Raw genomic sequence first — 9523 nt, 5'->3', positions numbered from 1 at the left:
CCTGCGCGCTGCCCAGACGGCGGCGCAACCGCCCGCGCCCAGCGGCCCGGCGCCGCGCGACCAGCGTGCCCTCGAACGCCAGAGCGCCCTCGTGGCGCCCGAACTCGGCACCCGTGCCACGCGGGGTCCGTTCTCGTGAAGGTCCTGTCGGCGGCCGAGATCGACGCCGCCCTGGACGACCTCGCCTTGATCGACCGGCTCGACGGACTGTTCCGGGCGGGCTGCGAGATGCCGGTGCGGCATCATCATCCGATCCGGGAGCCGCTCGGCGCCGGATCGTCCGATGCGATGCTGCTGTTGATGCCGGCCTGGACGACCTCTCGGCCGGGAGGCACCTCCGGCCGCGTCGGCGTCAAGGTCGTGACCGTGTTCCCCGACAACGGCAAGCGCTCGCTGCCCTCGATCTACGGCCAGTATCTGCTGCTCGACGGCAGCACGGGGGCCACGCTGGCGCTGCTCGACGGTACGATGCTGACCAAGCGGCGCACCGCCTGCGCCTCGGGCCTCGCCTCGCGCTACCTGTCGCGGCCGGATGCCGCGCGCCTGCTGATGATCGGAACCGGTGCCCTCGCGCCCGAACTGATCCGGGTGCATGCCAAGGTGCGGCCGATCCGCGAAGTGGCGATCTGGGGCCGCACGGCCAAGCAGGCCGAGAGCCTGGCCGAACGACTGTCGGCCACCCTGCCGGCAGCGGTCGGCCGACCGGTCACCGTGCGGGCCGTCGGCGACCGCAGGTCCGCGGTGGAACAAGCCGACATCGTCTCCTGCGCCACGCTCTCGAAGGAGCCCCTGGTCGAAGGCGACTGGCTGCGCGAAGGTCAGCATGTCGACCTGGTGGGCGCCTACACGCCGCAGATGCGCGAGAGCGACGACCGGGCCGTCCAGCGCGCCCGTCTCTATGTCGACACCCGCGCCGGCGCCCTGAAGGAAGGCGGCGACGTCGTCCAGGCCCTCGCCAGTGGCGCCATCACGGAGGCGGCCGTCATCGCCGATCTGTTCGAGCTGGCGCGCGGCGAACGAAGCGGCCGCGCCGCCGGCGATCGCACGTCGATCACCCTGTTCAAGTCGGTCGGCGCTGCGCTCGAGGATCTGGCGGCCGCGGAGTTGGCGGTCGAAGCTACGGCTCGATGAGCGCGCCCGCCGCCTTCAGCGCCGCGATCTCGTCGGCGCCGACGCCGGCTTCGGCCAGGACGGCGCGCGAATCCTGACCCTGCAGCGGCGCCATGGTGCGGATGGCGGGCGGTGTCCGGCTCATCGTCATCGGCGGCTCGACCATCATGATCTCGCCTTCCGAGGGGTGCGGATACTTCTTGAACAGCTTGCGCCACACGAGGTGCGGGTCGTCGAACAGATCGGCGGGCTTCGAGACCGGCGCGTTCGGGATCTGCGCCTGGTCGAGCAGCTTCACCCATTCGGCCGTGGTCTTCGACGGCGCGAGCGCCTCGACCATCGCATACATGTCGCCGATATGCATGGATCTGGCATTGATGGTCGAATAACGCGGGTCCTCCAGCACTTCGGCCCGGCCGACCAGTTCGAAGAAGTTGCGCCAGTGCTTGTCGTTGTAGGGCAGGATCGCCATCCAGCCGTCCAGGGTGCGGTAGGGCTTGCGGGTGCGGGCGAGCAGGCGGGTGTAGCCGACCTCGCCCTCGTCGCTGAAGGTGCGCTCCCACAGATGCTCGACCATCAGCCAGGCCGACATGGTCTCGAACATCGGCACCTCGACGAACTGGCCCTCGCCCGTCCGCTGTCGATGCATCAGGGCCGACAGGGTCGAGAAGGCGAAGGTGAGGCCCACCGTCTTGTCGGCGATGATCGTCGGCGGGTAGCGCGGGACGTCGTCGCCGGCCGCGCGGCCCATCAGGTCGGCAATGCCGAAACGAGCCTGGATGGCATCGTCGTACGCCGGCAGTTTTCCGTAAGGACCTTCGGCCGAGTAGCCATAGGCGCCGACATAGACGATGTCGGGCTTCACCTTGCGGATCTCCTCGTAGCCGAGGCCCAGCGCCTCGATGGCCTGGGGCCGCAAGGCGTGGACGAACGCATCGGCGGTCGCCACGACCTTGAGCAGGGCGGCACGCGCCTCCTTGTTCTTTAGGTCGAGGCAGAGCGAGCGCTTGTTGCGATTGACGTAGAGATAGGTCGGACCCATGCCCGGAGTCTTTCCGGGTTTGCCGATATGACGAACCGCATCGCCCTCGGGCGCCTCGACCTTGATGACGTCGGCGCCCTGGTCGGCCAGCAGCATCGTGCCGTAGGGGCCGAGGATGATGTTGGTGAGGTCGACGATCCTGATGCCTTCGAGCGCGCCGGGCATTTTATTGTCCTGTGTTGCGAATGGTGTGTGGCGACACTGCCACCGCCCCGCTCGCGCGTCATCGTTGCTGCCATTGCGCCGCAAAACGCGGACGGAAATCCTTGAAGGCGTTGGGATAATGCCCGGTGATCGGGAGAGAATCGTCGCGCGCCGGAACGTGAGGTTGCAGGAGTTTTGGAAATTCCCCTGTCGGCATACTCGGATATAGAGGCACATGTGACCGTTGTGCGACGAGCCCTGCCGGTGTAGCGAAGGAGCAGCAAGCCGGGGGGGCGATGCGAAGCAACGTTGCAAAGAAGCAGCACGAGCCTAAGGCGGCATCGAGCAGCGCGGCCTCCAGGCCTTATCGCATCGAAGACCAGATCGGCTACCTGCTGAGGCGGGCCCACCAGCGGGCGAGCGCGATCTTCCAGGGGGGGATCGGCGATCCCAACATTACGCCGACCCAGTATTCGAGCCTGGCGAAGCTCGGCGAATATGGCGAGCTGTCCCAGAACCTCCTCGGTCGTCTCGTCGGCATGGACAAGGCCACCATGCAGGGCGTGGTGCGCCGGCTGAAGGAACGCGGGTTCGTCGATTCGCGGCCTGATCCCGGCGACGCGCGTCGCACGCTGCTCAGCCTGACGACCGACGGCCAGAAGCTGGTCAACAGGCTGCTGCTCAACGGGCCGGCGGTCTCGCGCGAGACGCTGAAGCCGCTCAGCTCCCAGGAACAGAAGCAGCTTCTCGATCTTCTCTCGCGAATCATCTGAATCCGACTCATTCGTTTGACACGCACGGAGCCTGTGTCATCGTACGTACACGAACGATATGGGCGCCTATCTCCGACCCCGAGGCCTTGAAGAGGCTCTCCAGGCACTGACCCGACCTTTCACGGTGCTGGCCGGTGGCACCGACTTCTATCCGGCGCGCGTCGGACGCTCGATCATCGAGGACGTTCTCGATATTGCGGGAATTGCCGCCCTGCGCGGCATTTCGGAGACGGAAGTCGGCTGGCGCCTCGGCGCCACCACGACATGGGCCGAACTGGCCGAAGCGTCCCTGCCGCCTCTGTTCGACGGGCTGAAGCAGGCGGCGCGCGAGGTGGGCGGCCGGCAGATCCAGAATAGCGGTACGATTGCGGGAAATATCTGCAACGCCTCGCCCGCCGCCGATGGCGTGCCGCCCCTCCTGTCGCTCGATGCCGACGTGGAGCTGGCGAGCCGCGACGGGACACGGCGCCTGCCGCTCGCGTCCTTCATCTCCGGTGTGCGCACGACGGCCCTGCAGCGCGGCGAGCTCGTCGTGGCACTCCATGTGCCGCGCCCGCGCGCCGAGGCGAGGAGCGCGTTCGTGAAGCTGGGCGCGCGGCGATACCTCGTGATCTCGATCGCCATGGCCTCTGTCGTGGTCGAGGTCGCACAGGGGAAAGTCGCCGCCGCCCGCGTCGCCGTCGGCGCGTGTTCGCCCGTGGCGCAGCGCCTGCCTGAGTTGGAACAGGCGCTGATTGGAGCGTCTTTCGACGCGCATTTGGCAGAACGGGTCGAGCCTTCCCATCTCGCGCCCCTGTCGCCGATCGACGACATCCGCGGCAGCGCGGCCTATCGTGGCGATGCGACCCTGGTTCTGCTGCGGCGGCTCCTGACGAAGGTGGCTGCATGAAGCTCGATTTCATCCTGAATGGGCGAGCGATGGACTGGGAAGGCGCGCCGGTCACGCGGTTGGCGGAGGCCCTGCGTGACGATCTCGGCCTCACCGGAACGAAGGTCGGCTGCGATGCCGGCGATTGCGGCGCCTGCACGGTGCTGCTCGACGGACGGCAGGTCTGTTCCTGTCTCGTGGCCATGGGCCAGGTCGCGGGCCGCAGCGTCGAGACGGTGGAGGGTCTTGCCGCCGCCGGGGAGACCATCGCTGCGCTCCAGCAGTCCTTCCTCGATCATGGCGCGGCCCAGTGCGGCATCTGCACGCCGGGCATGTTGATGGCCGCACAGGAACTGGTGCGGCGGAACAGCAAACCGAGCCGGGCCGAGGTCGAAGATTTCCTGGGCGGCGTGCTCTGTCGCTGCACCGGCTACGGCAAGATCGTCGACGCGGTGATGGACGTCGTGGCCTCGGCGCCGGCGACCGCGCCGGCCGCCGGTGGAGCCATCGGTTCTCGCATCGTCCGGGTCGACGGTCCGGCCAAGGTGACGGGGCGCGACGTGTTCGGCGCCGACGGCATTCCCGCCGACGCGCTGTGGATCCGCGTGGTGCGTTCGCCCCATGCGCGCGCGCGCTTCGAACTGGGCGATCTCGAGCCGCTGCGGCGACGCCTCACGGCGGTGCTGACGGCGGCGGACGTGCCGTTCAACGGCTACGGCATCTATCCCGACATCAAGGATCAGCCGGTCCTCGCGGACGGGCTGGTCCGCTATCGCGGCGAGGCGGTCGTCGCCCTGGTCGGCGAGCGTGCCGAGGTGCTGACGATCCGCGACGACGAGGTGCCCATCAGGTGGATGCCCGAGCCGCCTCTGTTCGGTGTCGACGCCGCGATGGCCGAAGGCGCACCGCTGGTGCAGGCCGACAAGCCGGGAAATCTGCTGCTGAAGGGCGGGGTGAAGCGCGGCGACGCGATGGCTGCGTTCGAGGATTGCGCCGCTGTGGCCGAAGGCACGTTCGAGACCGCCTTCGTCGAGCATGCCTATGTCGAACCCGAGGCCGGCTGGGCGCGCCGGGTCGGCGACCGGATCGAAATCCATGCCACGACGCAGACGCCTTACATGGACCGCGACGAGATCGCCAACCTGATGCGGCTGAAGCCCGAGGCGGTGCGCATCGTGCCGACGGCCTGCGGCGGCGGCTTCGGCGGCAAGCTCGACCTCTCGGTGCAGCCGCTGATCGCCATCGCGGCCTGGACCCTGGGGCGGCCCGTGGCGCTGGTCTACACCCGTCCCGAAAGCATGGCCGCCAGCACCAAGCGTCATCCGGCCCGGGTCACGGCGCGGTTCGGCTGCGATGCCGAGGGCAAGCTCCTGGCCTGTGACGTCACCGCCCTGTTCGACACCGGCGCTTATGCGTCCTGGGGGCCGACCGTCGCCAATCGCGTGCCGGTGCATGCGATGGGACCCTATGCCGTCCCCAACGTGCGGAGCTGGGGCGAGGCCTACTTCACCAACGGACCGCCGGCCGGCGCCTTCCGTGGCTTCGGCGTGCCGCAGGCGGCCATCGCCCACGAGGCGATGATGGATGAACTCGCTGACAGGCTTGGCATCGACCGGCTGGAGTTCCGGCATCGCAACGCGTTGCGCGCCGGCGATACGACCGCGACCGGCCAGACGCTCACGCATTCCGCCGGCCTGGCGCAATGCCTCGACGCGCTGCGGCCGTATTGGCGGAAGGCGCAAGAGGATATTGCTGCTTTCAACGAAGTGGCTGGCTCGCATCGCCGTGGCATCGGCGTCGGCTGCATGTGGTACGGCATCGGCAATACCTCGATGTCAAATCCTTCGAGGATGAAGGTCGGCCTGTCGCCCGGCGGCACGCTGACGCTCTACAGCGGTGCGCTCGACATCGGGCAAGGCAGCAACACGATCATGGTGCAGATCGCAGCCGATGCGGTCGGGCTGCCGGCATCGCAGTTTGCCCTTGTGACCGGCGATACCGATCTCACGGCCGATGCCGGCAAGACGTCGGCGTCGCGCCAGACCTTCGTGTCGGGCAAGGCCGCGGAGAAGGCCGGCCACGATCTGCGCCAGCAGATCCTTCGACTGGCCAACGCCGGTCCAGAGGCGGCGCTCTCGCTCGACGGCGCTACGCTTTCGGTCCGCGATGGCGCCGAGGTGCGGACGATCGACCTCGCGACGGCAGCGCCGCTGATGGGCGAAGGCACCTTCGATCCGCCGACCACGCCGCTCGATGCCGATGGGCAGGGCGTCCCCTATGCGACCTATGGATTCGCCGCGCAACTGGCCGAGGTCGAGGTCGATATCGAGCTGGGGACGGTCAAGGTCCTGCGCATCGTGGCCGCGCACGATGTCGGTCGCGCCATCAATCCGACCCTCGTCGAAGGCCAGATCCAGGGCGGCGTGGCGCAGGGGCTTGGCCTCGCCTTGATGGAAGAATATCTGCCCGGCCGGACCGAGAACCTGCACGACTATCTCATTCCCACCGTGGGCGACGTTCCCGCGATCGAGTGCCTCCTGATCGAGGATCGCGAGCCGCTCGGTCCCTCGGGCGCCAAGGGAATCGGCGAGCCCGCTTTGGTGCCGACGGCGCCTGCGATCCTGGGCGCGGTCCATCATGCAACCGGCGTGCGTGCGCACCGCGTCCCGCTTCTGCCGCACCGCCTGCGCGAGGCGATCGTCGCACGGAAGGGAAAGCCGCAATGAGCGACGACATCTCGCTCTCGGAGGCCGAGCGCAGCGCCGGCATCGTGCGCTGCGACGCCTGTCCCGTTCTCTGCCGCATCCGCCCCGGCCGCGCCGGCGCCTGCGATCGCTACGCCAACGAAAACGGCGCGCTGGTGCGGGTCGATCCACTGTTGCTGCTGGCCAAGCCCGATCTCGCGCGCGTCGCTTTCATCGAAGGCAGCGAGGCGTGGCGTGGCGAGCTGGGCAAGGGCGAGGGCGCCTTCGTCACCGGCATCGGTGCCACCACGACCTATCCCGACTACAAGCCCGCGCCGTTCATCGTCTCGTCGAAGCACGACGGCGTCGACATGGTCACGGTCGTGACCGAGGGGATCTTCAGCTACTGCGGCGTCAAGGTGAAGATCGACACCGATCGCTATCTCGGGTCCGAGCAGGCGGCGGTGCGGGTGAAGGGCGAGGCGGTGGGCCACGTCACCACGGCGGAGTACGGCTCGCAGATGCTGTCGCTGGGCGGCGTCCACCATCTCACCGGCGGCAGCAAGAAGGAGGGCGTCGTCACCTGCGATGCGCTGCTGGCGCTGTGCAATCGCGAGGCCGTCGAACTCACCATCGACGGCGGCTCGACGGTGATGGTGCAGGCGGACAAGCCGCCGGTGGTGAACGGCGCGCTCGAGGAGCGCATGCGGGTCGGCTGCGGCTCGGCCGCCATCGGCATGTTCGCGCCGCAATGGAAAGACCATGTCGACGAGGTGATCGTGGTCGACGACCACATCACCGGCGTGCTGAGCGAGCATCAGGGCGGTGTCTTCCTCGACATGAAGCCCGCCGGCATCCGCGTGCGCGGCCGCCGCTCGACGCCGGGCCGCTATTTTCAGGTCGCCGAGCCGGGGCTGGGCTGGGGCGGCACGAATGTCAGCGATCCGCTGGAGATCATCGAGAGGATCGATCCGAAGCAGGCCTGGCCCGGGCTCAAGCTGCTGATGGTCTCGACGACCGGCGAGCATTCGGCCTGGTTCACGCTCGACGATGAGCTGAAGCCGCGGCCCGCCGAGATGCCCGCGCCAGTGCGCCATGTCGTGGAACGCATCGCCGAGAATTGCGAACCCGCGCTCTGCACCGTGCTGTTCATGGCTGGCGCCGGCGGCTCGCTGCGCGCCGGTGTCACGGAGAACCCCGTGCGGCTGACCCGATCGGTGCGCGACACGCTCACCAAAGTCACGCTGGGCGGCGCGCCGGCCTTCATCTGGCCGGGCGGCGGCATCACGCTGATGGTCGACGTGGCGCGCATGCCGGAGAAATCCTTCGGCTATGTGCCGACGCCGGCGCTGGTCGCGCCCATCGAATTCACCCTGCGCGCCGACGATTACGCCGCGCTGGGCGGCTACGCCTCGCGCGCGGTCACCCTGGAAGACGTGCTGGCCCACCATAAGGTGCGGGTCGGATGAGCGCCGTTGCCGCCCGTCTCGGCGACGGACGGCTGCATCTGCAGCACGGGCCGATCGACCTCATCGTCGAGGCGTTCGGCGTGACGGACGAGGTCGAGCTTGCCTACGCGCAGGCCGTTGATCGCTTCGGCGATATCCTGCCGGTTCTGGTCGGTGAGCTGAGCGTGCTGCGCCGGCCGGTCGGAGAGGCCTATCCTCTGCTGCAGGGACCGGTAGCGCGGCGCATGGCCGAAGCGGTGTGGCCGCATCGCGCTCGCTACATCACACCGATGGCCGCCGTTGCCGGCGCCGTCGCCGACGAGATGCTGCAGGCGCTGGTCCGTGGCCGCACGCTCGACAAGGCCTATGTGAACGACGGTGGCGACATCGCGATCCATCTGGCGCCGGGCCAGTCGCTACGGGCGGGCATTTTCGCGCAAGTACTCGACGGCGTGGCGCTGCTCGCGCATGAGCGGCCAGTGCGTGGTATCGCGACCTCGGGGCGGGGCGGGCGGTCCTTCTCGCTGGGTATCGCCGACTCCGTGACCGTGCCTGCCGCCACGGCCGCGGCCGCCGATGCCGCGGCGACGATGATCGCCAACGAAGTGAATGCCGACCATCCTGCCATCGAGCGCCGGCCCGCGCGCGCGCTCGATCCGGACAGCGATCTCGGTGAACTTCAAGTGACGGTCTCGGTTGGAGACCTGCCATTGGAGATCGTAGACGCGGCGCTCGATCGCGGATTGGCGGAGGCGCGACGGTTGCGGCTGTGCGGGCTGATCGACAGCGCGGCCCTGTCGCTGCAGGGACATTGGAGACTGGAAACAAGCGGCACGCCGCTTGCTCTGTCGGAGGCGGGATGAGCGATCTGGTGAAAGTGCGGAAATACGTGGCGACGGTCGAGGAGACGCTCCACGACTTCGGGCCGGTGCTGGCGCGACCGGTCACCAAGGCCGTGGTCGGCGGCGTCATCGCCAATCCCTATGCCAGAAGGCACGTGGTCGACATCCAGCCGATGATGAAGGCGCTGGAGCCGCTCGCGGTCGATCTCACCGAACGCGTGATCAAGATGCTGGGCGCCAAAGGCTCCGAGCTGGAGGCCTATGGCAAGGGCGCCATTGTCGGGCTGAACGGCGAGCTGGAGCATGCCGCGCTGTGGCACCAGCCCAGCGGCTTCGGTATTCGCCACGCGATGGGCGGCGCCAAGTCGATCGTGCCCTCGACGGTGAAAGTCGCGGCCGCCGGCGCGCGCATCGACATTCCGCTGCATCACGTGACGGCGGCCTATGTGCGCAGCCATTTCGACGCCATCGAGTTCTGCGTGCCCGACGGGCCGCGGCCGGACGAGATCGTGTTCATCGTCGCCGCCGCGATCGGCGGCCGGCCCCATGCCAGGGTCGGCGGGCTGGCGCCGGACGGGATCAAGCTGGGGGATGGTCAGCGATGAGGGGGCA

General features: G+C 68.5%; 8 protein-coding genes. 7 read left to right on the top strand and 1 reads right to left on the bottom strand.

Annotation, left to right across the window (positions count from 1 at the left end; translation table 11 throughout):
* Window positions 1-135: 135 nt before the first annotated feature.
* Complete coding sequence (locus ACT6UX_RS20535; protein WP_444777008.1) at window positions 136-1131, top strand: ornithine cyclodeaminase family protein; 996 nt, start codon at window positions 136-138, stop codon at window positions 1129-1131.
* Here ACT6UX_RS20535 and ACT6UX_RS20530 read toward each other — a convergent pair.
* Window positions 1118-2317 (bottom strand): CaiB/BaiF CoA transferase family protein, encoded by a 1200-nt coding sequence (locus ACT6UX_RS20530; RefSeq protein ID WP_444777007.1) that lies wholly within the window; start codon window positions 2315-2317, stop codon window positions 1118-1120. The two genes, ACT6UX_RS20535 and ACT6UX_RS20530, sit on opposite strands and share 14 nt — an antisense overlap.
* Window positions 2318-2592: 275 nt before the next feature.
* Here ACT6UX_RS20530 and ACT6UX_RS20525 point away from each other — a divergent pair, with 275 nt between their 5' ends.
* From ACT6UX_RS20525 to ACT6UX_RS20500, 6 genes are read left to right on the top strand one after another with little or no spacing between them, the layout of a single operon-like run.
* Window positions 2593-3069 carry a MarR family winged helix-turn-helix transcriptional regulator gene (locus ACT6UX_RS20525; RefSeq protein WP_444777006.1) on the top strand — a complete coding sequence of 159 codons (477 nt, stop codon included), beginning with the start codon at window positions 2593-2595 and terminating at the stop codon, window positions 3067-3069.
* 58 nt (window positions 3070-3127) lie between these two features.
* Window positions 3128-3958 carry an FAD binding domain-containing protein gene (locus ACT6UX_RS20520; RefSeq protein ID WP_444777005.1) on the top strand — a complete coding sequence of 277 codons (831 nt, stop codon included), beginning with the start codon at window positions 3128-3130 and terminating at the stop codon, window positions 3956-3958.
* A complete protein-coding gene (locus ACT6UX_RS20515) occupies window positions 3955-6663 on the top strand; it encodes a molybdopterin-dependent oxidoreductase (protein ID WP_444777004.1) in 2709 nt (902 codons plus the stop codon). The genes ACT6UX_RS20520 and ACT6UX_RS20515 overlap by 4 nt, the downstream gene beginning before the upstream one ends.
* Complete coding sequence (locus tag ACT6UX_RS20510) at window positions 6660-8090, top strand: 6-hydroxynicotinate reductase (protein ID WP_444777003.1); 1431 nt, start codon at window positions 6660-6662, stop codon at window positions 8088-8090. Before ACT6UX_RS20515 ends, ACT6UX_RS20510 begins: the two co-directional genes overlap by 4 nt.
* Window positions 8087-8932, top strand: coding sequence for a UPF0280 family protein (locus ACT6UX_RS20505; protein ID WP_444777002.1), 846 nt, complete (start codon window positions 8087-8089; stop codon window positions 8930-8932). Before ACT6UX_RS20510 ends, ACT6UX_RS20505 begins: the two co-directional genes overlap by 4 nt.
* A complete protein-coding gene (locus tag ACT6UX_RS20500; protein ID WP_444777001.1) occupies window positions 8929-9516 on the top strand; it encodes an amino acid synthesis family protein in 588 nt (195 codons plus the stop codon). The genes ACT6UX_RS20505 and ACT6UX_RS20500 overlap by 4 nt, the downstream gene beginning before the upstream one ends.
* Window positions 9517-9523: the final 7 nt, after the last annotated feature.

The sequence above is a fragment of the Reyranella sp. genome (assembly GCF_052439685.1).
Taxonomy (GTDB): Bacteria; Pseudomonadota; Alphaproteobacteria; order Reyranellales; family Reyranellaceae; genus Reyranella.
This window is presented reverse-complemented; position numbering and strand designations above follow the sequence as displayed.

Excerpts from the sequence above, each read along its gene's own strand:
- ACT6UX_RS20530 (WP_444777007.1), bottom strand. The coding sequence starts at position 2,317 with ATGCCCGGCGCGCTCGAAGGCATCAGGATCGTCGACCTCACCAACATC.
- ACT6UX_RS20525 (WP_444777006.1), top strand. The coding sequence starts at position 2,593 with ATGCGAAGCAACGTTGCAAAGAAGCAGCACGAGCCTAAGGCGGCATCG.
- ACT6UX_RS20520 (WP_444777005.1), top strand. The coding sequence starts at position 3,128 with ATGGGCGCCTATCTCCGACCCCGAGGCCTTGAAGAGGCTCTCCAGGCA.
- ACT6UX_RS20515 (WP_444777004.1), top strand. The coding sequence starts at position 3,955 with ATGAAGCTCGATTTCATCCTGAATGGGCGAGCGATGGACTGGGAAGGC.
- ACT6UX_RS20510 (WP_444777003.1), top strand. The coding sequence starts at position 6,660 with ATGAGCGACGACATCTCGCTCTCGGAGGCCGAGCGCAGCGCCGGCATC.
- ACT6UX_RS20505 (WP_444777002.1), top strand. The coding sequence starts at position 8,087 with ATGAGCGCCGTTGCCGCCCGTCTCGGCGACGGACGGCTGCATCTGCAG.
- ACT6UX_RS20500 (WP_444777001.1), top strand. The coding sequence starts at position 8,929 with ATGAGCGATCTGGTGAAAGTGCGGAAATACGTGGCGACGGTCGAGGAG.